This window comes from Gemmatimonas groenlandica (genome assembly GCF_013004105.1).
Taxonomy (GTDB): domain Bacteria; phylum Gemmatimonadota; class Gemmatimonadetes; order Gemmatimonadales; family Gemmatimonadaceae; genus Gemmatimonas; species Gemmatimonas groenlandica.
Genome location: NZ_CP053085.1, coordinates 2,358,849 through 2,381,984, shown reverse-complemented (window position 1 = coordinate 2,381,984; position 23,136 = coordinate 2,358,849). Strand labels below are relative to the sequence as shown.

19 protein-coding genes are annotated in these 23,136 nt (G+C 65.6%); 9 read left to right on the top strand and 10 right to left on the bottom strand.

The window, feature by feature from the left end; genetic code table 11:
* Positions 1-35: 35 nt before the first annotated feature.
* Both HKW67_RS10015 and HKW67_RS10010 read right to left on the bottom strand, forming a co-directional pair.
* A complete protein-coding gene (locus HKW67_RS10015) occupies positions 36-2,123 on the bottom strand; it encodes an ATP-binding protein (protein WP_171225251.1) in 2,088 nt (695 codons plus the stop codon).
* A gap of 44 nt (positions 2,124-2,167) precedes the next feature.
* Positions 2,168-3,166: an NAD(P)H-binding protein gene (locus tag HKW67_RS10010; RefSeq protein ID WP_171225250.1), complete on the bottom strand. Its 999-nt coding sequence runs from the start codon at positions 3,164-3,166 to the stop codon at positions 2,168-2,170.
* Positions 3,167-3,218: 52 nt separating this feature from the next.
* Here HKW67_RS10010 and HKW67_RS10005 point away from each other — a divergent pair, with 52 nt between their 5' ends.
* The gene (locus HKW67_RS10005) at positions 3,219-3,758 is read left to right on the top strand and encodes a DUF2911 domain-containing protein (protein ID WP_171225249.1); all 540 of its coding nucleotides are present in this window, start codon (positions 3,219-3,221) and stop codon (positions 3,756-3,758) included.
* A gap of 48 nt (positions 3,759-3,806) precedes the next feature.
* Positions 3,807-5,738 (top strand): multicopper oxidase domain-containing protein, encoded by a 1,932-nt coding sequence (locus HKW67_RS10000; RefSeq protein WP_171225248.1) that lies wholly within the window; start codon positions 3,807-3,809, stop codon positions 5,736-5,738.
* A gap of 8 nt (positions 5,739-5,746) precedes the next feature.
* Here HKW67_RS10000 and HKW67_RS09995 read toward each other — a convergent pair whose 3' ends face one another.
* The 4 genes from HKW67_RS09995 to HKW67_RS09980 are packed head-to-tail and all read right to left on the bottom strand — an operon-like array spanning position 5,747 to position 10,404.
* A complete protein-coding gene (locus tag HKW67_RS09995) occupies positions 5,747-6,220 on the bottom strand; it encodes a c-type cytochrome (protein WP_171225247.1) in 474 nt (157 codons plus the stop codon).
* Positions 6,217-8,211, bottom strand: coding sequence for an outer membrane protein assembly factor BamB family protein (locus tag HKW67_RS09990; protein ID WP_171225246.1), 1,995 nt, complete (start codon positions 8,209-8,211; stop codon positions 6,217-6,219). Before HKW67_RS09990 ends, HKW67_RS09995 begins: the two co-directional genes overlap by 4 nt.
* Positions 8,212-8,215: 4 nt before the next feature.
* A complete protein-coding gene (locus tag HKW67_RS09985; RefSeq protein ID WP_171225245.1) occupies positions 8,216-9,610 on the bottom strand; it encodes a cytochrome c in 1,395 nt (464 codons plus the stop codon).
* Positions 9,607-10,404, bottom strand: coding sequence for a hypothetical protein (locus tag HKW67_RS09980; protein WP_171225244.1), 798 nt, complete (start codon positions 10,402-10,404; stop codon positions 9,607-9,609). Before HKW67_RS09980 ends, HKW67_RS09985 begins: the two co-directional genes overlap by 4 nt.
* A gap of 187 nt (positions 10,405-10,591) precedes the next feature.
* Here HKW67_RS09980 and HKW67_RS09975 point away from each other — a divergent pair, with 187 nt between their 5' ends.
* Positions 10,592-11,833, top strand: a complete 1,242-nt coding sequence (locus HKW67_RS09975) for a M20 family metallopeptidase (protein ID WP_171225243.1) — start codon at positions 10,592-10,594, stop codon at positions 11,831-11,833.
* Between the two features lie 116 nt (positions 11,834-11,949).
* Complete coding sequence (locus HKW67_RS09970) at positions 11,950-12,561, top strand: PH domain-containing protein (RefSeq protein WP_171225242.1); 612 nt, start codon at positions 11,950-11,952, stop codon at positions 12,559-12,561.
* Positions 12,562-12,563: 2 nt separating this feature from the next.
* Here the strand turns inward: HKW67_RS09970 and HKW67_RS09965 are convergent, their stop codons facing one another.
* From HKW67_RS09965 to HKW67_RS09955, 3 genes are read right to left on the bottom strand one after another with little or no spacing between them, the layout of a single operon-like run.
* Positions 12,564-14,165: an amidase family protein gene (locus tag HKW67_RS09965; protein WP_206044673.1), complete on the bottom strand. Its 1,602-nt coding sequence runs from the start codon at positions 14,163-14,165 to the stop codon at positions 12,564-12,566.
* Positions 14,166-14,175: 10 nt separating this feature from the next.
* Positions 14,176-14,604 carry a CBS domain-containing protein gene (locus HKW67_RS09960; protein ID WP_171225241.1) on the bottom strand — a complete coding sequence of 143 codons (429 nt, stop codon included), beginning with the start codon at positions 14,602-14,604 and terminating at the stop codon, positions 14,176-14,178.
* Positions 14,605-14,637: 33 nt separating this feature from the next.
* Positions 14,638-15,675 carry an MBL fold metallo-hydrolase gene (locus tag HKW67_RS09955; protein WP_171225240.1) on the bottom strand — a complete coding sequence of 346 codons (1,038 nt, stop codon included), beginning with the start codon at positions 15,673-15,675 and terminating at the stop codon, positions 14,638-14,640.
* Between the two features lie 142 nt (positions 15,676-15,817).
* On the opposite strand from HKW67_RS09955, the gene HKW67_RS09950 reads away from it, so the two are divergent.
* Genes HKW67_RS09950 through HKW67_RS09940 form a run of 3 tightly spaced genes read left to right on the top strand, consistent with a single transcriptional unit; the run spans position 15,818 to position 19,700 of the window.
* The gene (locus HKW67_RS09950; RefSeq protein ID WP_171225239.1) at positions 15,818-16,249 is read left to right on the top strand and encodes an NIPSNAP family protein; all 432 of its coding nucleotides are present in this window, start codon (positions 15,818-15,820) and stop codon (positions 16,247-16,249) included.
* Positions 16,246-18,363 (top strand): FG-GAP-like repeat-containing protein, encoded by a 2,118-nt coding sequence (locus HKW67_RS09945; RefSeq protein WP_171225238.1) that lies wholly within the window; start codon positions 16,246-16,248, stop codon positions 18,361-18,363. Before HKW67_RS09950 ends, HKW67_RS09945 begins: the two co-directional genes overlap by 4 nt.
* Complete coding sequence (locus HKW67_RS09940) at positions 18,360-19,700, top strand: R2-like ligand-binding oxidase (protein WP_171225237.1); 1,341 nt, start codon at positions 18,360-18,362, stop codon at positions 19,698-19,700. The genes HKW67_RS09945 and HKW67_RS09940 overlap by 4 nt, the downstream gene beginning before the upstream one ends.
* 9 nt (positions 19,701-19,709) lie before the next feature.
* Here the strand turns inward: HKW67_RS09940 and HKW67_RS09935 are convergent, their stop codons facing one another.
* The gene (locus HKW67_RS09935; RefSeq protein WP_171225236.1) at positions 19,710-20,138 is read right to left on the bottom strand and encodes a hypothetical protein; all 429 of its coding nucleotides are present in this window, start codon (positions 20,136-20,138) and stop codon (positions 19,710-19,712) included.
* A gap of 130 nt (positions 20,139-20,268) precedes the next feature.
* Between HKW67_RS09935 and HKW67_RS09930 the strand changes: the two genes are divergently transcribed.
* Both HKW67_RS09930 and HKW67_RS09925 read left to right on the top strand, forming a co-directional pair.
* Positions 20,269-20,730, top strand: a complete 462-nt coding sequence (locus HKW67_RS09930; protein WP_171227619.1) for a (2Fe-2S)-binding protein — start codon at positions 20,269-20,271, stop codon at positions 20,728-20,730.
* Positions 20,727-23,099 carry a xanthine dehydrogenase family protein molybdopterin-binding subunit gene (locus HKW67_RS09925; RefSeq protein ID WP_171225235.1) on the top strand — a complete coding sequence of 791 codons (2,373 nt, stop codon included), beginning with the start codon at positions 20,727-20,729 and terminating at the stop codon, positions 23,097-23,099. The genes HKW67_RS09930 and HKW67_RS09925 overlap by 4 nt, the downstream gene beginning before the upstream one ends.
* Positions 23,100-23,136: the final 37 nt, after the last annotated feature.

Genomic DNA, 23,136 nt, shown 5'->3' with positions numbered 1-23,136 from the left:
TCATTTCTCGGCTACCGCGCGGCGGAGCCGTCGGCTCACCGCGCGGCGCTGCCCGATGCGTGTTCGTCGAGCACGGTGCGCACCTTTCGTGCGAGCGCGGACGCCGTGAACGGCTTCTGGAGGAAGTCGACCTCGGCCTGCAGCAGACCGTGCCGCAGCACGGCGTCGTCGGTGTAGCCACTGACGTACAGCACCGCAACATGCGGTAGGCGGGTACGCAACCGTTCGACCAACGCCGGGCCGCTCAGATTAGGCATGACGACGTCGGTCACCAGCAGCGCGATGCGTTTGTCGGTCGAGGTCGCGACCTCTAGTGCTTCGAGCCCGTCATTCGCGGTGAGGACATCATATCCCAAGCCCTGTAAGGCGCGCAGGGCAAGCGCGCGAACGCCACTGTCGTCTTCTACCAGCAGGATCGTTTCGGTACCGCCGGGTGTTCGGCCTCCGGTCTCCTCGATCACCGTCGGCGTCGACACGGGCACGGCCGGCAGGTAGATCCGGAACGTGGATCCGTGACCCGGCTCGCTGTGCACGTGAATGCCACCGCCACTCTGCTGGACGATGCCGAACACCATCGACAATCCAAGGCCCGTGCCCTTGCCCACACCCTTCGTCGTGTAGAACGGCTCGAAGATTCGCGACAACACGCCCGGTTCCATGCCGCTACCGCTGTCGCTCAACCGCAGCATGACATAGAGCCCTGGCGCCGCGCTCAGATGCATCGCCGAGAAGGTGTGGTCGATCTCGACATTGCCGGTTTCTATGCTGAGCGTACCCCCCGTCGGCATGGCATCGCGAGCGTTCAGCGCCAGGTTCATGAGGATCTGATTCAGCTGGCTGGGATCGGCGCGGACCGCGGCTACCTGCGAGTCGAGCGTCGTGCTGAGCGAAATGTCCTCGCCAATGAGGCGCCGCAGCAGCTTCGAGGTGTCGAGCACCACCGCATTCACGTCGAGCACTTCCGGCTGCGTGAGCGCCTGCCGACTGAACGCCAGCAACTGCCGCGTCAGGGCGGCGGCGCGATCGGCCGCGTTCCCGATCTCTTCGACTGACTCCTGCACATCCGGCGAAATGTCGGGCGATGTCAAGAGCAGTCCGCTATGCCCGGTGATGATCGTGAGCAGGTTGTTGAAGTCGTGCGCGATGCCGCCGGCCAGTTGGCCCACGGCTTCCATTTTCTGCGACTGCTGCAACTCCTGTTGCAGCTGATCGCGCTGTACCTCGGCCAGTTTGCGGTCGGTAATGTCGCGACTGATGCCGATCAGCCCGGTGATCTCTCCCAGCGCGTTGCGCAACGGCACCTTGATGACCAAGAACCAACGCACGGTGCCATCGGGGCGAATGCGGAACGCCTCAGCGTTGAGCAGTGGCTCGCCGGCGAAGACGCGCGCGTCCTCCGATTCGCGCTGCGCGGCATACTCCGTCGGAAAAATATCGCGGGCGGTCAGACCGATGAGCTGCGCCTCGCTTTCCTTGCTGAACTGCTCACAGGCCGCGCGATTGGCGAGTTCAAAGCGACCGTAGAGATCCTTCGTGAACACGACATCGGGCATCGCATCGATCAACGTGCGTAGCACGGTGCGTTGCTGTTCGAACGACGAACGCGCGAGAATCTCTTGGCGCAGCGCCGCTTCCATGGCCGAGATCACGACACCGATGGCGAGAACGAGCAGTGAGGCGATCAGCGCGAAGTTCAAGGTGACCGTGAACCAGAAGCCGACGCCTTGCGACTGCGGGGTCATGAGCATCTCCGGCGCAGCCGATCCCCAGAGTCCGACCAGGAACAGCGTAACGGTGCTGAGCACGACGGAGGCCAACCCCGCCCTCGTGCCAAGCAGCAGCGCCGTGAGAATCGAAAAACCGAGGAGGAAGATCTGACTCCTCGCCCCGACCCAGATCAGCAGTCCGGTGCCGAGCGCATACAGGATCAGGCAGAACACCGTGGCGCGCACGGTGAACGGCAGCTGCTTCAAGACGATCAGCGCCGCCAGCACGGCGATCGCCAGGACGTCGATCACGATGACGCCCGTCAGCCCGGCGCGCATCGCCATGATTACGCTGGGGACGCAGACCACCGCACCGAGCATCAGCCCCGTGCGCATGATCACGGCGAGCAACGACATTCTCCACTCGGCGGTATTCGCGCGCACAGTCGTGGTCGGGGCCCTCATTGGAACACCGCGTGTTCGCCGCGGTCGTCCGTCACTTCGCCGCGCAGGCGCCGGGCGAAGAAATCCACGAGCGTATCCTGTCCGGTGGACGGGGTGGCCGCCGCGTCGTAGCGATTGGTCGCCGCGTCCCAGACGAGCATGGATTCCGTGGCATAGTAGCGGCCGATGCGCGCCAGCTGTGCCTTGTCGGCGAGTGGCGGTACTACCCTCCCGAGCGCGCTGAGCACCGCGATGATCCCATCGAGCAGCGCCACGGGGACCTGCTTGAATCGGGGCTCGCGCCCGAGGAGCGCGAAGAGCTGTTCGCCCTGCTCACGCGGCGTCTGGGCGTTGCCGGGACCACCAATCGGCAGCACGCGATTCTGTCGCGTCGCGTCGATGAGACAGCTGGCGAGATACTCGGCGAGATCGTCGTCGCTGATCGGCTTGCAGGACGTGAGCGTGCCGTCACCGAATACGAGGAACGGCTTCCCGTTCTTGACCCGATCCACTTGCCCGGAGAGCGACTTGAAGAACGCCGTGGGGCGCACGATGGACCAGGTGAGCCCCGAGTCGATGAGGGCGCGTTCGAAGGCCAGCTTGGCGTCCTGGAAGGCCAGCAACGGCTTCTGCACGCAGATCGCGGAGAGCAACACCATCTGCGGCACGCCAGCGGCCTTCGCGGCCTGCAGCACATTGAGGTGTGCCTGATGGTCGATCGCCCACGCGTCTCGCGGCGTACCGGTGCGCGATGCCATGCAGGAGACCACCGCATCGAACGGCTCGCCCATGAAGCCGTCGCGGGTGATCGACGCGGGGTCGCGAACGTCGCCCACCCGCACGGTCACGCCGGCTTCGGGTGCGGAAGGCCCGGTAGAGGCACGACTGGCGCGTCCGAAGCAGACGACCTCATGCCCCTGGCGCACCAGCGCCCGCACGGTGGCCCGACCGATCGTGCCGGTGGCGCCGAGCACGAACACGCGAAGCGAAGGCAACGGCGAAGGCGGAGGCGTCATACCGGAAAGATGGCGCGCGCCACGTTCTCAGGGAATCACGTAGATTCTCCGTATGCTGCGACGAATTCTGGCTCCGCTGGTCACCCTCTGGCTGCTGACCTCCGCTCCGCTGTCGGCTCAAGGCTATCCGCCCAGCCAGCGCGGCTCGGTGTCGCAGCGCGTGGCGTTTACCGATATCTCGATCGCGTACGGTCGTCCCACGGCCCGCGGACGGGCCCTGTTCGGTGCGCTGGTCCCGTGGGACAGTATCTGGCATCCCGGGGCCGACCTCGCCACGCAAATCACGGTCAGCCGCGACATCACGCTGGAGGGGACGCCGGTGGCGAAGGGCACGTATACCGTGTGGCTCATCCCACGGGCGACGGGCGCGTGGACGTTCATTCTCAATCGCAAGAAGAACATTCAGCACACGCCGTATCCGGGCGCCGCGTACGACGCACTGCGGCTCGAGGTCATGCCGGATCAAGCGTCGTCGGTCGAGTCGCTGACCTACCAGTTCCCGATGGTGTTGCGCGATGAAGCGACGCTCCGGTTGCAGTGGGGCACGACGGGCGTCGCGATGAAGATCAAGGCGCCGTACCGACCGGAATAGGGCGTTTCCAGTGTAGTCCCGCTGTCCTCACTTTGCCGAGGTACGCGTATGACCTTCGTGATCTCCGCCGTGGTTGGCGTTGTGCTCAATGCCCAGCTACTCGCCGCGCTGCCGCGCGTGCCTCTCCCGAAGCCGAGCGCGGGAGCCGTGCGGGCCGCCATCCATCAGAACCGGGCGTCGGCCGGTCGCATGACGGGAACGACGCTGCGCCTCGATCTCGAGATCGTGGAAAGCGCCTGGGCTCCCGAGGGTGCCGAGGCGCCAGCGCTCCCGATCCTCGCGTTTGCGGAGCGAGGTAAGCAGCCGCTCGTGCCGGGCCCGCTCGTGCGCGTGCCACGCGGTACGACCGTGATACTCACCCTGCGCAATCGCACCGACTCGGCGCTGGTGATCGGTGACCTCCGCGCCGGTGTGGGCGGCGACGATACGCTGCAGCTCGCGCCGGGTGCCACGCGTGAAGTGCGGTATGCGCTGAACCTCGCCGGCACCTACGCGTACTGGGGGGCGTTTGCCGGCACCACGGCAGCCGATCGGTACTGGAAGGACAGCCAGCTGAGCGGCGCGATCGTCGTCGACGAGCCCGGCGCCGCCATGCCTGATCACATTCTGGTGATCAGCGAGTGGTTTCTCGACTACGACAACGGGAGACCCTTCGAGGTGGTGTCGGTCATCAACGGACAAGGCTGGCCGCATAGCGAAACGATGACGCTGCGTCAGGGTGACTCGACACGCTTCCGTGTGGTGAACGCCACCACGCTGCATCATCCCCTGCATCTGCACGGCTTCTTCTATCAGATCGAGGCGAACGGCACGGGACGCATTGACACGCCGGTGCCGCGCGCGGCGCAGCATCTCTCGAATACGGATTTGATCAAGCCGCTGGGCACCGTCACCTTCAGTTTTTTGCCAAGTACTCCGGGGAACTGGCTCTTCCACTGCCACTTTGCGTTTCACGCCGACGAGAATGCCTCGGTTGTCGGATCGCCGATTGATTCCGCCGGGGCCGTCGTTGCGGCGGCAGCATCGCATGATGGGCACGCGGCCGGGGGCGCGATGGGCAGCGCCGCCGGGCACTCCATGCGTGGGCTCGTGGTCGGCATCAAAGTCACGCCGGCGCCGGGCTATGTGGAGCCGTCACCGGCGAACGCGCGCGAGTTGCGTCTGTTCGTGCAGCAACGGGCGCGGCGGCTCGTCACTGGCGCGACCGCGTTCGGATTTGCGTTGCAGTCCGGCCCAACGGCACCGGCCAAGGACAGCGTGACGCTACCCGGTCCCGTCCTGGAGCTACGAAAGGGTGAGCCGGTGCGCATCGTGGTGCGGAACAACCTCGCCGAGCCCACCTCGATTCACTGGCATGGTCTGGAGATCGAGAGCTTTCCGGATGGCGTACCGAATTGGAGTGGATTGGGGCAGCGCGTGTACACGCAGATTGCGCCGAACGATACGTTCGTCGCGGCGTTTACTCCTCCGCGCTCCGGCACTTATCCGTATCACTCGCATTTCAACGATCGGCATCAGATCAGCCGTGGCATGTACGGCGCGGTGATCGTGAGTGATGGGCCGCGCGATCTCGTGCACGATCATCTCGTCGTAGCCGGCGGGGGTGGCCCGGATCTCGAGAAGCACGTCGAAAGCCCATTCGCTCTGGTGAACGGGCGCACGTCGCCCGCTCCGTTGCGCCTCACGGTGGGAGAGAAGCACCGGCTGCGCATTGTGAGCATTCATCCCGATTGGCGCATCGCGTTCACACTCAAGACCGACAGCACGGTGGCGCAGTGGAGGGCCATCGCGAAGGACGGCGCCGACCTGCCGCTTGCCGTCGCGACCCTACGACCGGCGCATGTCGAGATGGGACCGGGGCAGACGGCGGATTTCGAGTTCACGCCGACGCAGCCAGGTGTGTGGCGACTCGAGGTGAAGTCGGTCGAGCCGGGGTGGTACATCCCGCTGACCGTGATCGTGGCGTCGAAGCGACCGTAGTCGCCGACTCAGGGCTTCGTCGTCACGAAGCGAATGCTCTTGAGGGCGTCGTTCGTATGAGTGAGCTCCACCGACCCCGGCGGAAAGCCGTTGAAGCGCAGCATGTAGGCGATGACATCGGTGACTTGCTGACTGGTGTACACGCCGGGGGTATCGGTGGGCATGGTGGTGCGAATGCGTTCGTGCAACTCGGCGAGCGTTTGTCCGTTCCAGCTGCTCATGAACGCGCTGCCGGTGAGTTCGCCGGCCTCGTCGCCACCGGCCAGCGTCTCCATATGGCAGCGTGCGCAGAGTTGCTTGTAGGTGGTCTCGCCGCGGCCTGCCTGCGTTGCGGAGAAGACGCTGTCCCACGTCGTCCGTTCGTTCTGTCGCCCGTGGGCGGCGGCGTCGGGAGTGGCCGCCAAGCCCGCCCACAGCGGCATGACGATGAGCGCGCCCAGCAGGCCAACGGCACGTCGGCCACGAACGGACGGCCGCGTCACCGTGCGCCTGCCGTGGGCAAACGGAAGGCGATGTATTCACCGGAGTACGGACCGCCGCTGACGGCAATGACGATGTACTGCTTCCCGCCCACGGTATAGGTCATCGGCGATCCACTTTGTGGCGCCGGCAGGTTCACGCCGCCCACTTCCTTGCCGGTGGCCTTGTCGTACGCGCGCAGCACCGCGCCGCGCGGACGCGGTGCCAAGGTGGTGACTTCGGGATCACCGGCGATGACCAGCGTTTTGGTGACCAATGTTCCGACCGAACCGGCCTGTCCGGTGCGCGGAATCGATACGCCTTTGAGCGCCTCGTGATTGCGCACCGCATCGGGCGTTTCGCCGTGCGGCACTTGCCACACGATGTCGCCCTTGTCGAGATCGATCGCGCTGATCGTACCGTATGGTGGCTTGAGGAGCGGCAGGCCCTGCACCGTGAAGCCCCCACGTCCGGCGCCGGGTGCGAAACCGCGAATGTAGTCCATGTCGGATACGCCCTTCGCCGGCACGACGAGCCCGAGCGCGGACGGCGATGCGTTCGTCGCCGAGAGATAGAGCATGTGCGTCTCGGGATCGTACGAGCCACCGGGCCAGTTGCTACCGCCGTTCGTAGGGCCATTCGAGAACGTGGCCAGCGGGCCTTCGGTCTTGCTGAGCACGGGCGGCGTGAAAATCGGTCCGAGCTTGAAGCGCGACGCGGCGGCGAGTCCGGCGTCCTTGAGGGCCGGCGTGAAGTCGATGAGATCGGTGGTCAGCACCCCGTTGCGCGCATAGGCCGCAGGCTTGGTTGGCATGGGCTGTGTGGGCGCGTACCACTCGCCCGGCACGTCGCCCTTTTCGACCGCGCGCTCTTCGAACGGCCAGATGGGTTTACCAGTCACCCGATCGAACATGTACAGGATGCCCTGCTTCGTGGGCAACGCGACGCTCTTGATCGCTTTCCCGCCGACCGTGATGTCGGCGAGGATGGGCGCGGCGGCGAGATCGAAATCCCAGATCGGATGACGCACCAGCTGGTAGTGCCACTTGCGCACGCCGGTGAGCAGATCGACGCAAACGAGGCTTTCGCCGTACAGGTTGTCGCCCGGTCGATGACCGCCGTAGTAATCGCCGGTGGGCGATTCGATCGGCAGATACACGAGGCCGAGTTCTTCATCTGCGGTGATCTGCGTCCAGACGCCGGTGTTACCGGCGTTTTCGGCCGAGCCGTTCAACCAGGTGTCGTAGCCGAACTCTCCCTTGCGCGGGATCGTGTGAAAGGTCCACAAACGCTTCCCTGTGCGCACGTCGAAGCCGCGGATGTCCCCCTTGTTGTTGCGAAACGATTTGGGCGACCCTCCTTCACGAAAGGCGGCGCCGATGATGACGACATTGCGCGCGACGGTGGGCGCCCCTTGGTATCCGATTTCGCCCGTTTCGAGGTCGGGGAGAATCGGCTGATCCATGTTCAGCTTGAGATCGACGGCGCCACTGTCGCCGAAGCTGCGAATGCGCGCGCCGGATCTCGCATCGAGCGCGATGAGGCGGTAGCCCGGCGTGACGTACAGAATGCGCGCGCTGGTGCCGTCGGTCCAATAGGCCAAGCCGCGGCCGGAAAGTGGTCGTGGCGCAGCCGCACCGCGCGCGCCTTCATTCTCGCTGTGCATCCACAGCAGTTCACCGGTGACGGCGTCGAGGGCCACCACCGCGCGGCGCGTGCCGGCGGTGGTGTAGAGCACGTTGCCGACCATCAGCGGCGTGCCCTCCAGCTTGAACTCCGGTCGAGGTCCGAGCTGGTCGGTCTTGAAACGCCAGGCGACTTCGAGGGTGCTGAAGTTGGCGGCCGTGATCTGATCGAGCGGCGAGTAGCGCGTGCCGCGTGTATCACCGGTGTGGCTGGGCCACTCGCCGGCCGCGGTGGAGAACGGTGCCGTTCGCGCTGACTGCGCGCGGGCAAGCGAGGGTGACGACGCCAGCAGGCAGAGACAGGCGGTGTTGAATCGAGAGAAGCGCATGCGGTTACGGTACCGGTTTCTTGAGGGCCTTCGCCTTGCGCGCGGCCACGAGTGTATCGAACTCTGCCTGCTCGAGGTAGGTCACATCGATCCAGTTGTGCGCCATCTCGTCGACGGTACGATCACCCCAGCCGACCCATTGAGACGGGTCCGGGTTGTTTTCGTTGGCCGCCGTGTTGTCGTGCCATGCCGTGAATACCAGCGTCGTGCCCTTGGGCAACAGCGGCGCGGCCTCCGTGGCGTAGACGTAGTTGATGTGCCAGTTCCACTGGAAGTTGTTGACGGCGCTGATGACTTCGCGGCGGCCGTCGGGGAAGACCGCTTCGAGTGACATGGCCTTGCCGCGCATGTGCATGTGCGGCTGAAAGTTCTCGAGGCGCCCCGGGGCCGGCATCACGTAGAAGTTCTGCGTGACGGTCTTCTCGTTGGGCGGGATGTCGAGATCGCGGTCGCGTGACAGATCGAACATCCTGAGCACGGTGCGATGTGGTGGCACGAAGCCCTTCGGATAGAAGTACACCGCCATCTCGACCTGACTGTCCTTGATCTCTTCGCCGATGGCGTGCATGTGCACTTCCCAACGAATCTGCGATCCCGGCAGCATGAGCTTGCCCGCATCCTCGGGGAAGATCTGCCCCGTCTTGCCGACGGCCCATTCCATGAACAGTCCGGCGTTCATCTGGTGATCGTGCGCGGAGCTCGCCAAGCCGGTCACGCCTTGTTCGGGTTGCAGCAGATAGGCGAGCACATGGTGCACGATCTTGCGATCGTTCGCGCGCACCGGTTTGACTTCGATCGCGCGCACCCAGCGGGGTTCGGTGAGTCCGGTCTCGACCACGGGACGGAACCACTTGTCCTGCGTTTTCGGCGCCAACGTGTAGGGCTTCGAGCGGATCACGAGATCCGGTTGCACGCCCAACTGCTCAGCGAGCTGCCAGCGGTTCGGATCAGGGAACGTGATGGCCGGCGGCATGTCCTTGGGATCGCCCATCGGCGTGCCGGTGTCGACCCAGTCCACGATCGTGGCGAGCTGCGCGTCGCTCAGACCGCCGTCGTTCTTGAACTGCTGCACACCGATCGTGCGGTCGATGTGCCACGGCGGCATCAGGCGCGCGGAGACTTTGGCGCGGATGCGTCGCGAGTATTTCTTCGCGTCTTCATACGTCAGCAGTGACATCGGCGCGATCGACCCCGGCTGATGACACGACTGACACTTCTGTTGCAGAATCGGCGCCACGTCTTTGGTGAACGTGACCGCGCGTGCGGTCGTCGACTTGGTTGCCGGCGTCGTTGGCGCGGCGACCGGCACGGTGCGCAACGCAAACGGATTCTGCGCGGCGAGCGTGCCACTTGGCAGCGCGAAGGTGAGCAGGCCGAGCGTCGTCATGCGCGCGTTCATGGGATCACCGTCACGGGAATGAAGCCGTTGGTCCAGCAGCACTGCGCGTGTCCGGCGGTCATGGCCGACAGATCGTTGGCACGCACGCGAATGAGGTACTCCCCAGCACGATTGAACGTGGCCGTCGTGGTCGCCGCGCCGCCGGTGGGCGCGAGACGATTGGTCGACGGAGCAAAACTCACGTCGCCGGGGCCCTGATGCTTGAACCACGTGAGATCGACGGGCGCTTTGGTCTTCGCGTCGTCGCTCGCCGCGACGCTGAGCGCGAGCGGTACGCCGACGCGCGTCCGCAACGGTGCGGTGGTGACGCCGAGTGGCCCGCGTCCCTCGGGGCCGGCGGGGGTGAAGCGGAGGGCAGGCGGCGTGTTCTCTGAGCTCGCCTCGCCTTCGATCGCGTCGATCTCCCAATCGGGCCTGAGACTGCCGGCGATCGCGAACGTCTGCCCGCGGTCTTTCACCGTCCAGACAATCTGCTTCGTGCCGAAGTCGGCGGGGACGACGACGGCGAATACGCCAAAGTGTCGGCGGGGGGCAAACGAGGACGGCTGTCCTTGATTGGCGGCGCCCGGTGCGACGAAGTTGTCACTGCCGACCGGCACCTCCATCTGTTCGACGGTGTTGCGATTGTAGTAGCCGAAAGACAGGCTGTAGCTGCCGTCCTTGTTGCGGTACCACCCTTCGAAGACCGGTGTGACCGTCCGGCCGCTGGGGCTCGGCGGTGCGAGTGAGCCTTGTGCGCGGGCGACGGCCGTGGGAGCGACAGCCAAAGCCGCCATGGTGAGCAGCATTGGCATACTGCAGGACCGTCGTCGGGCATCTAGGAATCGCACACCGCCTCCACATCAGTGAAATGGTCGTCGTCCGTGCCGTGGCTCGCGCTAGTATGGCACCACAAGGGCCACGGGGCGAGCTTGCGGTGCGGGGGAGCGGGTCACCACGTCGCCTCCCTACCTTTCGTTCCTCATACCGACTGGAATCCGGATGCCTGGTCTCACGGCGCGCCGCGCACTATTCGCCTGTGTTCTGAGCTTGCCCATCGTGGTGCCGGCGCCCGCACGATCGGCGCAGCCGCCCGCGCTCGCGACGCGCCTCGATCAGCTCGTCGACGCGCACCGCGACAGCATCTCGGCCGATCTGGTGCGACTCGCCGCGATTCGCTCGCCGTCGGGCGAGGAAGCGGAGCGGGCGCAAGCCGTCGCCGCGCGCATGCGGGCGATCGGTCTGGCCGATGTCACGGTGGATCGCCTGCCGAACGTGACCGGACGTATTCGGGGCTCGCTTCCCGATGCCACGCGGCGGGCGATCGTGTTCGTGGCGACCTTGGATGATCTCGCGCCGGTGGCGCAGCACCAGCGGAACGCCACGCGCCCGCCGTATGCGGACGGCGACCGCGTCATCGGCCCCGGCAGCAACACGTCGAGCACGACGGCGGCGGTCCTTGGCGCGGCGCGTGCGCTCATCGCGGCCGGTGTGCGACCGGAGCATGATCTCGTGTTCGCGGCGGTGGCCCAGGAGGAGACCGGGCTCGTGGGAATGAAGGCGCTGTACGGCGAGTGGAAGTCGCGCGCCGATGCGTTCGTGGATGTGCTGGGCGATGGACGTTCGCTCACGTATGGGGCGATCGGCATTCACTGGTGGCAGGTGTGGGCCTATCACCAGGGCGGGCACACCCTGACTGGCGGCTTGCCGAATGTGAATCAGGGCATCGCACGAGCGGTCGATCGCATTCTGGCCATTCCACAGCCGCCGGCGAGTACGCGCTCGGTGCTCAACATCTCGATGATCCGCTCGGGCGATGTGGTGAATCGCAAGCCGGATAGCGCCTGGTTCTCAGTGGACATCCGCGCGCTCGACGCACCGGTGATTGCCCGCAACGAAGCGGCGGTGCGCGCTATTCTCGACAGCGTGTCACGCGAGACCGGCAACCGGTTCGACATGCGCGCGCTTCAGCAGACGGCCGGTGGGCAGATCGCGGGCGCGGCGACGTCGAAGCTCGTGCGGAGTTCGGTGGCTATCGCGACGGCGCTCGGCATGACGCCGCAACTCGGCAATGCCGGCTCGTCGAATCTGAACGTGGCGATCGCGGGAGGAACGCTGGCGATCGGTATGGGCGGCGAGCGAGGGGGAGCGCGAGCCGAGCCGGGTGAGTTCGCCGATGTCCCGTCGATGCTGCGTAGCGCGAAGTTCGTGGCGCGATTGGCGGCCGTGATGGGCGTGCGGTAGCCGGCAGTATTCCACGTACAGGAATATCGAAAGGACCATCACTGCGTTGCCGACTTCATGAGAAAAGTACATTCAATTCATTCTCGTGCGTTGACGTCCCGTACACAGGAGCTCATATGTTCAAGAAGTTCGCCGCCGAAGCGCTCGGCCTCAGCGACATCGGTGTCATCGTCGAATCCAAGGACTTCGACAAGGTCGATGCCGACGATTACCTCTTTCACGAAGATCACGAGAAGATCTACTTTCTGATCAAGTCGCGGAAAGACGAGTACTGCTTCACGAATCTGGCGCTCATTCACGTGGACGGTGAGTCGGCCATTTCGGCCAAGCGCGTGATCCGCCGATACGACTACGCGCAGTATCCGATCGCCCACGTGTCCATCGAAACCGCCGGCACCGTGGACCTCGACATCGAGCTCAAGTTCACCATCGGCGAGAAGTTGTTCAGCATCGATGTGCGCAAGAGCCACCTGGAAGCGCTCAAGGACATGTACAAGGCGCTGCATACGATCGGCAAGCTGCAGAAGCGCGACGAAGTCGGGCGCGCCCACGCGATGGCCGCGGCGTCGGTGCTGGGATCGATGATGAAGCTGAACAACACGGTGACCGATCCCGCGTCGGTGGTGAGCCACTACCGCGCCGTACTCGAGGCCATGAATGATGCGGTGCGCGACGATCACACGCGTAAGGACTTCAGCGCGATCTTCGAGAAGTACATCCACGCCTGATGCTACTTGAGCACGACCGCCTCGCCCGGTAGTGCCGGTGTCGTCACCGGCCGCCGGCGGGCGCGGGTGAGTTGCTCGAAGCTGTAACCCAGGGCAATGAGCCTCGGCTCGCTCCACGCGCCGCCGAGAAACGAAATACCGATCGGCATGCGATTGTCGCTGAATCCGGCGGGTACGATCAGGTCGGGGAAGCCCGTGAGATTGGCGATGTTCATGGCGTCGGGCGCGGAACTGCTCCCCTCCGCCTCGATGCGCTCGGGCTTCATGGACTGCGTCGGGTAGACGATCGCATCGAGCTGATTCGACGCGATCATCCCGTTCACCACGTCACGCATCAGCGGCAAGGCGTGATCGCGCACCGAGCGGTAGCGATAGTCGCCCGTGCTGCCGCTCGCGAGTTCGTTCGCGAATTTCGCCCAGCGCGAGGCATTGGGGGCGGATCCCGTCGCGCTGATCGACGACATTCCGCGGGTGCGTTCGAGCATCTCGGCGAGTGACTTCGGATAGTTCGCCGGCGTGCTCCGCAGATAGTCGGCGACTTGCGGTGCGAACTCGGGGAAGCGAATCGCCGTGTACCACGCATCCTTCGCCTCGAGCATCCACTTCGGAAAACGCACGTCGACGATCGTGGCGCCGGCCTTCCGCATCACGTCGAGCGACGACTCTACGACCCAGTCGACGTCAGGATCGAAACCGGTGAAGTCGCGGGCGATGCCGATGCGTGCGCCCTTCAGCGCATTGGGCTGCAGGTACTTGGTGTAGTCGCGTTCGGCGTGTCCGTCGCTGCGACGCGTCGCGGTGTCTGCGGCATCGACGCCCGTCATGGCGCCGAGCGCGATCGCGATGTCAGTCACGCTTCGAGCCATCGGGCCGCCGGTGTCGAATGACAGTGCCAACGGAATGATGCCGGTACGACTCAGCAGACCGTGCGTGGGCTTGAGCGCGACGATGCCGTTGACGGTGGCCGGTCCCCGAATGCTGCCGCCGGTATCGGTACCCAGCCCGAACTGGGCGAAGGCGGCAGCGGTCGCGGCGCCGGTACCGCCCGATGAGCCGCCCGGCGAGTAACCGGTGTGGTGCGGGTTCAGCGTTTGGCCGCCGAGCGAGCTGTACGCGCCCGACGAGGCGAACTCCGACATGTTCACTTTGGCCAACACGATCGCGCCCGCGTCGCGCAGTCGCTGCACGAGCACCGCATCGCGAGCGGGGATGTATCCTTCCAGCAACACCGATCCGCCGGTCGTGGGCAGGTCCCGCGTGTCGTAGTTGTCCTTCAGCACGATCGGCACGCCATGCAGCGGCGACCGCCTCCCCTTGGCTTTGCGCTCGATATCGAGTGCACGGGCGGTCTCGAGTGCCTTGGGGTTCAACATGATCACGGCATGGATCCCGGGACCCTGACGGTCGTATGCCGCGATGCGCGCCAGGTAGCGCGTCACCAATTGCACCGACGACAATGTGCCCGCGTCGAATGCGACGTTGAGCTCGGTGATCGTCGCCGCGTCGAGATCGATGACGCGCTGAGCCTTGGCCGGAGCACCAACCAACGCGGTGAGAACGACGGCGAGCGCGCTCGCCGCGGCCACGCGTGACATGGTGCGCATCACAGCGCGACTACGAATGGATGTAGCTGTGCAGCGTCGCGATCGTGCTCTCATGATCGGCGATGATGTCATCCATGATGTCGCGAATGGAAATCATGCCGAGCACCTTGTCGCCGTCGAGCACTGGAAGGTGTCGGATCTTCTTGGCGCTCATCAGGGCCATGCAGTCGCGCGTGCGGGTCGTCGCGGACACCGTGAACACGTCGGCCGTCATGATGTCGGCGACACGCGTCTCCTTCGAATTGCGGCCCTGCAGCGTGATTTTGCGCGTGTAGTCGCGCTCCGAGAACACACCGACCAGGCGGTCGCCATCCATCACGAGCAGCGCGCCAGCGCCATAGTGCGCCAGCTTCTCGACGGCTTCGTACACCGTGATGTCGGGCGTCACGTGCCAGAGGGTCCCGTCGTGCTTCTTGAGGAGTTCGCTGACAGCTTTCATGACACGGTACCAGGTAGGGGTGACAGGCGATCCCTAGGGTACGCGCTGGGGGGCGGGTGCGCCAGAAGAGCGCGGCGTCCGTTTTGTCGGTACGGCCTTGTCGGACACGAGAATCGAGAATCCCTTGAACGGCACGAGACGCTGGCCTGGTTTGGGGGCGGTGCCGCGGAATCGTCCGGTGCGTACGTCGCGGATGGCCTTGGGGACGCGCGCGAGTACCGACGGCGCGACCGAGATCACGTTGTGCGCCGGTAGCACGCGTCGCAGCGACGGGACGAGCGCCGCCAGCTGGTCGATCGAACGCTGATAGGCCGCGAGGTCCGTTTCGGGCATGAAGAGCCAGATCGGCCCGGCGTAGAAGCTGTCGCCGGTCCAGAGCAAGCCGTTGGCCCGATCGAGCAGCGAGATGGCATCGGGCGTGTGTCCTGGCGTCGCGAGCACCTCCAGCACGCGCCCACCGAGTTCGAAGCGTGTGCCGTCGCCGATGCGTGCGGCGGCACTCCACGGCCGAGAGCGAAACGCGGTCGTGTCCAGGCCCGGAGGGCGGTTGCCGCAGAGCGCGGTGGCACTGACTTCACTGGCCACGCCGGCATGCGCATAGCCGGCCATGCGCGCTGTGGTGAATGGCGTGGACATCGCGCGCACATCGGCGAAGTCGGCATTTCCGCCCACGTGGTCGAAATGCGTGTGCGAGTTGATGACCGTGACCGGCAGCGACGTCAGCTTCATCACCACCGGCTTGATCGGCAGCATGCCGAGTCCACTGTCGAACAGGAGCGCGCGTTCAGAGCCCACGATGAGCCACGAGATCACTTCCTCGAACTGGTACGGCTCGATAATCGCGAAGACGAACGGTTCGACCGCACGCACGTGGTACCACGGCGTGCTGGCCGCGTGTAGCGGGAACTTGGCATTGGCTGCTGTGTGCGCGGAATCGCAGACGCGCAGGCCGCGGCCGGCCGGCGATGCCGACGGCGATGCCGACGGCGATGCCGACTGCGCGAGGGCAGCGGCCGGTCCGGCCGTCAGGATGACGACGGCAATCAGGGAACGCAGGGTGTGCAAAGGCATGCGGATCACAAATCGTAAATGGCGTCCCGCCCGGACGATGTCTGGCCACGACGGGGTCGTCGCCCTATTGTTGCCGTGGTCTGAGCGGCCCGGTGCACGCCTCGGTGCGCGCGGCGGCTCAGTGAGAGGGAGTGCCAAAGTGATGAAGCGAACAGTACTGGCGATCGGTGTTGTCGTGCTGATGGCCGTTGGTTCGATGGGATTCGTGGCCGGTGTGGCGGTCGGTCAGCAACGGAACACACGCGTCTATGAACTTCGCACGTACACCACGCTTCCCGGTCGGTTGCTGGCGCTGCACAAGCGCTTCGCCGAGCATACCCTGACCTTGTTCGCGAAACACGGCATGCGGAACGAGCTCTACTTCACGCCGACCGATACGACAAAAGCGAAGACGACGCTGATCTACCTATTGTCGCACGAGAGCGAGGAGGCCGCCAACCGCAGCTGGAAGGCGTTCAGTGCGGACCCGGCGTGGATCGCCGTGCGCGACGCGAGCGAGGCCGACGGAAAGATTCTGGAGAAGGCGCCCGAGCGCGTGTTCATGACGCTGGCCCCTTTCTCTCCCGCGAAATGACTGTCTCGACGATGGGACGGCGTCTCGCCCTGCTCATGGCGATGGCCGTGAGCGGGGCGACTTGTCTGCCCGCTCAAGTGCTGCGCCCGCGCTTCGTGCCGATCCAGCCGGAGCTGTTCGCGGCCGGTGGAGCGCTCGCGAACGCCTTTGCGGATATCGATCGGGATGGCGATCTCGACCTCTTCGTAGGCTTCAACGGCACGCCGAACCGCCTCTATCTGAACAGCGGTGGCACCTTCCGCGACATCGCCGTCGAGGCCGGCGTGGCTGATGCGCGGGCCACGCGGGCGGCCGCATGGAGTGACGTCGATGCCGACGGCGATCCCGACCTCCTGCTGGGATTCACGCCCGGAGCGGGGCCGGTACTGCGCCTGTATCGCAACGACGGCGCGCACTTTACCGATATCACGGCGGCCAGTGGGCTGACGGTGGAGACCGGCGCCGTGCGCCAGCCGGCCTTCATCGACGTCGATGGCGATGGTGATCTCGATCTATTCGTCGCGTTTCGCGATCGTGCGAACATGTTGTACCGCAACAGCGTCGGCGTCTTCACCGATGTCGCGGTGAGCGTTGGCCTGGCCGATGCGCGGAAGAGTGTGGGCGCCGTGTGGTTCGACTACCAGCAGGACGGCGATCTCGATCTGTACGTGGCCAATCAGGATGGTGACGCCAACGGATTCTTCCGCAACGACGGCGGCGTGTTCACCGATGTGGCTGAGACACTCGGACTCGCCTGGGGCGGACGTGGTGCGAAGGTGGCGACGCAAGGCACCGTGCGACCCTGCGTGGCCGATGTGAACAACGATGGGGTCGCCGACATCTTCTCCGCCAACTACGGGCCCAACGGACTCTTTCTCGGCTCCGCAGACGGGACGTTTCGCGATGTGAGCGCGGCATGGGGCGTGGCGATCGACGGACGGTACGACACGTGTGCGTTTGCCGACGTCGATCATGACGGTCTGCTCGACGTGTATGTGAACGGCACGGTGTCGGCCACGGAAAGCTTTCGAGACTATCTGTTCGTGCGCGCGGCGAACGCGAAGACCACGGCGTATGTGGATATCACGCCGGACAACGTGCTGGCGCTGACGGCGAGTCACGGTGTGCAGTGGGCCGATGTCGACGGCGACGGCGCGCTCGATCTGGCGCTCGCCGGTTCGCGCCCGGAGGCGTCGCATCCGGTCTTCCGTACCGTGCTGCCGACGGCGGTCGCGCGGCGATCACTGCAGGTGCGGGTGGTCGATGCGAACGGCCGCGCGACTCTCGCTGGTGCGGAAGTGCGTGTGTTTGCCGCAGGTACGCGCGAACTGCTGGCCACGCGGTGGGTGGACGCCGGCTCCGGTTACGATGCGCAGAGTGACGTGCCGGTGCACGTCGGCCTCACCTCGATGAAGCCGGTGGATGTCGAGGTCACTGCACTCGTGGGCGGATCGCGCGTGCGCACTACGCAGCGCAGGGTCTCACCAGCCGCATACGCCAAGCGTGGGTTGGTCGTGCGGGTCGCGGCGCCGCGGTCGGGACCGCGTGCCGCTGGCGCTCAGGCGTCCGGACGCGTCCCCGTCGTGATCGAGACCACGCGCGGCACGATCACGGCGTTCGTGGACAGCGCCCGCGCACCGATCAGCGCCACGAACTTTCTCCGGTACGTGGATTCGCTGGCATACGACGGCGGGCGCTTTCATCGGGCGGTGACGATGCAGAACCAGCCGTCGGATACGGTGCGAATCGAGGTGATTCAGGGGGGACCCAATGCCGCGCGGGTCGGCGCGCGCTTCGCGCCGATTCCCCTCGAACGCACGCGTGATACGGGCCTGCGTCATCGCGACGGGACGTTGTCGATGGCGCGCAGCGGTCCGGAGAGCGCCACGTCGGACTTCTTCATCTGCATCGGCGATCAGCCCGCTCTCGATTTTGGCGGTCATCGCAATCTCGACGGGCAGGGGTTCGCTGCGTTCGGCGTGGTCACGAGCGGCATGGACATCGTCCGTGCAATTCAGCGATCACCGGTGACGGCGCAGGCGCTGACGCCGCCGGTGCAGATTCTACGTATCCGGCGAGCGACGTTTTCGATGGTGCCGGCGACTGAGCCATTGCCTCCGGCACGACAGCGATGACCGATCTCTTCACGGACGAGTGGGCACGTGCTCTTGGCGCCGCCCTCGAAGCGAGTGTGCCATACCGCGACGCGGCCCGCCGGTGGGAAGGGGCGGTTTGCCTCGAACGCACCGCCGAACCTGGTGATGACGCGTCGTCGGTCGCCGTCTTTCTCGACCTGGCGCACGGGCGTTGTCACGCAGCCCGCTTGGCAACGGCGGCAGACCGCCGACAGTCACGTTATGTCATCAGTGGCCCGCTCTCTGCGTGGCTGAAAGTATTGCGAGGCGACGAGGTTCCGACGGTCGCGCTGATGCGCGGGCATTTGCGACTGGCCAAGGGAGTGCTTCCGATGTTGCTACCGCACGTGGGTGCGGCCAACGCCCTGGTTGACGTGGTGCGCACGATAAGTCCACCGGAGCGGGAACGTGCGATACTTCCTGTGCCGTCCGTCGTCGCGGTGGCGGCTGTGGTTCCGCGTCGGCTGGAGTTCCGGAGTCTCGATCCTGACGCGTGGGCCGAGCACTCCGTGCCGCTCCGTTTGTGGGAAAAGGCGAAGCGCCATGGGATCTGGAATCCGGCGGACATCAATTTCAGCACCGACCGGGAGCACTGGGGTGCCCTGGCCCCCGACGAGCGAGACTTGCTGTTACGGCTCGCCACGCTCTTCCAAGGCGGTGAAGAGGCGGTGGTCATCGATATCCTGCCGTTACTCGATGTCGTGTCGCAGGAGGGGCGTCTCGACGAACAGCTGTATCTCACCTCATTCGTGTGGGAAGAAGCGAAGCACGTGGAAGGGATGCATCGGTTTCTCCACGCGGTGGGCGCTCTCGATACGAATCTGGCGCGGTATCACACACCGGCGTATCACACGATCTTCAGCGAGGCGCTTCCGCGGGGCATGCAGGCGCTGCGCCACGATCAGTCGCCTATGACGCAGGCTCGGGCGTCTGCCACCTACAACATGATCGTCGAAGGGGTGCTGGCCGAAACGGGGTACCATGTGTTTCACGACGTACTCACGACACGAGGTATTCTGCCGGGCATGCAGCAGATGACCGGCCTGCTCAAACTTGACGAGTCTCGCCATATCGCGTACGGCTTGTATTTGCTCTCGCGCCTCGGCATAGCGCACGGCGCTCCGGTATGGGATGTGATCGCCGCGACGATAAACGAGCTGATGGATCCCGCCATTGCGGTGATTACGGAGGCGTTTGCCGCGTATCCGGCGCACGCCGTTCCGTTTGGGTTAAGTCCGGCCCCCTTTGTGGAGCACGCCATGACGCAAGCGGCGCGGCGTCTGGAGCGGCTGGAGCGCGCACGCGCGCAGGGGGTTCCGGTGGGCGTGAAGGACTGAGCAGGCGGCTTACTGCTTGAACGACAGCCAGGCGGTGTAGCGGTCCTGGGGCAGCAACGGACCCGGCACCGCTGGATACGGCGTGAGCGAGTCGAACACGACACGTACCGCGCCGATCGTGGTATCCCGGGGTGCCGCACCCCAACGGAGACGGACAGGAACCGTGGGGCCCATGCCGAACCGGTAGCCCACCACAACGTCGGCGGTTCCGGCCGAGACGCACACCACCGCGCGGGGACAGCGGGAATCCTGCTCGACCGAGAGGAGGGCGATGCCAAACGCGTCGCTGCCGGTGGGGTGCACCTCTTGGCCCGAGCGGACGGCCTGTGATGCGCCGTTCACGATGGGTGCGGCTTCACTCGGGCTGGAATGGCACGCCGTCGCGAACGGGGCGAGGAAGGCGGCGGCGACAGCAAGGCGGCAGGGCAAGGTGCGCATGACAGAAGATACCCGAAAAGCCACCTGAGGTTCGGCCCCCCGAACGACCCCTAACGCTTCGTGCGATGTGTCGACAGAATCTGTCGGTACGCGTGTGTCGCCGACCTTCGCCTGTGGAGCCGCCGTGAGCATCGCCCCTATCTCTGTCACTATCAACGGTGCCCGTCGTACGTTCGACGGCGACCCGACAATGCCCTTGTTGTGGTATCTGCGCGATGAGCTTGCACTCACGGGTACCAAATACGGGTGCGGCATCTCGCAGTGCGGTGCCTGCACGGTGCATGTGAATGGGGCGCCGGTTCGCGCCTGTCAGCGACGCATGCAGTCACTCGCGGATGCGACGGTGACCACCATCGAGGGGCTGCATCCGACCGGCGCGCATCCGCTGCAAGTGGCGTGGCGCGAGATCGACGTGCCGCAGTGCGGGTTCTGCCAGAGCGGTCAGATCATGCAGGCGGCCACGCTGCTCTCGCGCAACGCCTCGCCGACCGATGCGGATATCGACACCGCGATGAACGGCCACATCTGCCGCTGCGGGACCTATCCCCGCATTCGTGCGGCGATCAAGGCGGCGGCGGAGGCGACACGATGAGCGCGAAGCAGAGACTGCCGTGGATCACGGTGCCGACCGAACCGACGGTCGCGGACGCATCATCGAGCGGCGTGTTGGACACGCATCGTCGCGACTTCATGAAGCTGCTGGGCATGGGCGGGTTGCTCGTGGCGGCTAGTACGATGGGCGTGCGTCGCCTCGAGGCGGCGGACGGACTGCTCGCGCCGAAGGCGGAACCGTGGGAGCCGCATGCCTACGTGCGTCTGGGCGACGACGGTCGCATCACGATCATGTGTCATCGCTCGGAGATGGGGCAGGGTATCCGCACGACGATGCCGATGATCATCGCCGATGAGATGGAGGCCGACTGGGCCATGTGTCGCGTGGAGCAGGCGCTCGGCGACGACAAGAAGTACGGGAATCAGAACACCGACGGCTCCACCAGTATCCGTGATTTTCTTCCCGCGTATCGCAATGCGGGCGCCACTGTGCGCGCGTTGCTGGAGGATGCGGCCGCCAAAGAGTGGGGCGTGGCGAGCGGTGAGGTGCGAGCCCGCAACGGCGCCGTGGTGCACACCGCGAGCGGCCGCACGAAGTCGTACGCGTCGCTGGTGACCACAGCGCGCACGATCCCGATGCCGGCGAAGGAGCGCGTGCGTATCAAGTCGCCGAGTGAGCGACGCTGGGAAGGCAAGCGGATGCCGTCAGTCGATCTGGTGCCGATGACGACGGGCACAGCGATGTACGGTGCGGACGTCACCCTGCCGGGAATGAAGGTGGCGGTGATCAGTCGGCCACCGGTGTGGGGGGGCAAGGTGGTGAGTGTCGACGACAGTCTCGCGCTGAAGGTGCCGGGCGTGGAGAAGGTGGTGCGTATTCCCGAAACCCCGGTGCCGAGCGCGTTCTTCCCGCTGGGCGGTGTGGCGGTGATCGCAAAGAACACGTGGGCGGCAATCCGCGGTCGTGACGCCTTGCGCATCACGTGGGACAACGGAGCCAACGCGACGTACGACAGCACGGCGTATAAGGCGACGTTGCTCTCGTCGGTCCGTGCACCGGGCAAGGCGGGGCGCGCCGTCGGTGACGTGCCGAAGGCGCTGGCCGGGGCGACGAAGCGCGTGACGGCGGAGTACTACATGCCGCACTTGTCGCATGCGCAGATGGAGCCAGTGGCGGCCTTGGCACACGTGGCCAACGGCAAGGTCGAGATCTGGGCGCCCACGCAGTCGCCGCAGGATGCGCGCAACACCGTGGCGCAGTACCTCAAGGTCGATGCCGCGAACGTCGCCGTGCACGTCACGCTGCTGGGTGGAGGATTCGGCCGCAAATCCAAGCCGGATTTCATCTGTGAAGCGGCATTTCTGTCGCGCGAGATCGGCGCTCCCGTGCGCGTGCAGTGGACGCGCGAGGATGATCTCCGCAATTCGTATCTGCACTCGGTGGCGGCGCATCGTCTCGAGGCGGGTCTCGACGCGAACGGGAAGGTGACGGCGTGGTTGCATCGCTCGGCGTATCCGGCCATCGGCGCCACGTTTGCGCCGAACGTGCCGGGTGCCGAGCCGGATGAATTGACGAATGGCGCGAGCGATATTCCGTTCGACATTCCGAACATGAGCGTCGAGATCTGTCCGGCCGTCGCGCACACGCGCATTGGCTGGTATCGCAGCGTGAACGCGATCCATCACGGTTTCGCGATCGGCTCGTTCGTCGATGAGCTGGCGTACGCGGCGAAAAAAGACCCGGCGGATTTCCTGCTCGGCTTGCTAGGCGCCGATCGCGTAGTGGACCTGTCCAAGGCGGGCTTGGTGGCACCGGCCAGCAACTACGGTGCGACGTGGGTCGATCACCCCCTCGACAGTGCGCGGGCACGCCGCGTAGTGGAGCTGGCCGTCGAAAAAAGCGGATGGCGCGGCGCCAAGTTGCCGCGCGGCAAGGGCCGCGGTATCGCGATTCATCGCAGCTTTTTGTCGTACGTGGCGATGGTAGTGGACGTCGAGGTGCTACCCGACGGTACGGTACTGGTGCCGAAGACCACGGTGGCCGTCGATGCCGGCTTTATCGCGAATCCCGATCGTGCGCGCGCGCAGATGGAAGGCGCGCTGATCATGGCGATGAGCAACCTGCTCACGAGCGAGGTGACGTTCGCCGGCGGCAAAGTGGTACAGTCGAACTATCGCGACTACGGCGTGACGCGCATGCGGGCGGCGCCGCACGTGGTCGATGTGCACCTGGTGACGAGTGAAGGGCTGCCGGGCGGCATCGGCGAGCCGGGCGTACCGCCGGCCGGTGGGGCGATCGCGAACGCGATCTTCGCCGCGACGGGCGTGCGCGTGCGCCAGTTGCCGGTGGGCAAGCAGCTGACCGGATGGCAGACCCGGGCGGTGGATGGAGTACGGGGCGGCGCGTAACGCGGTGGCGCTGGGAGCAACGGTAGCCGGTGTCGCA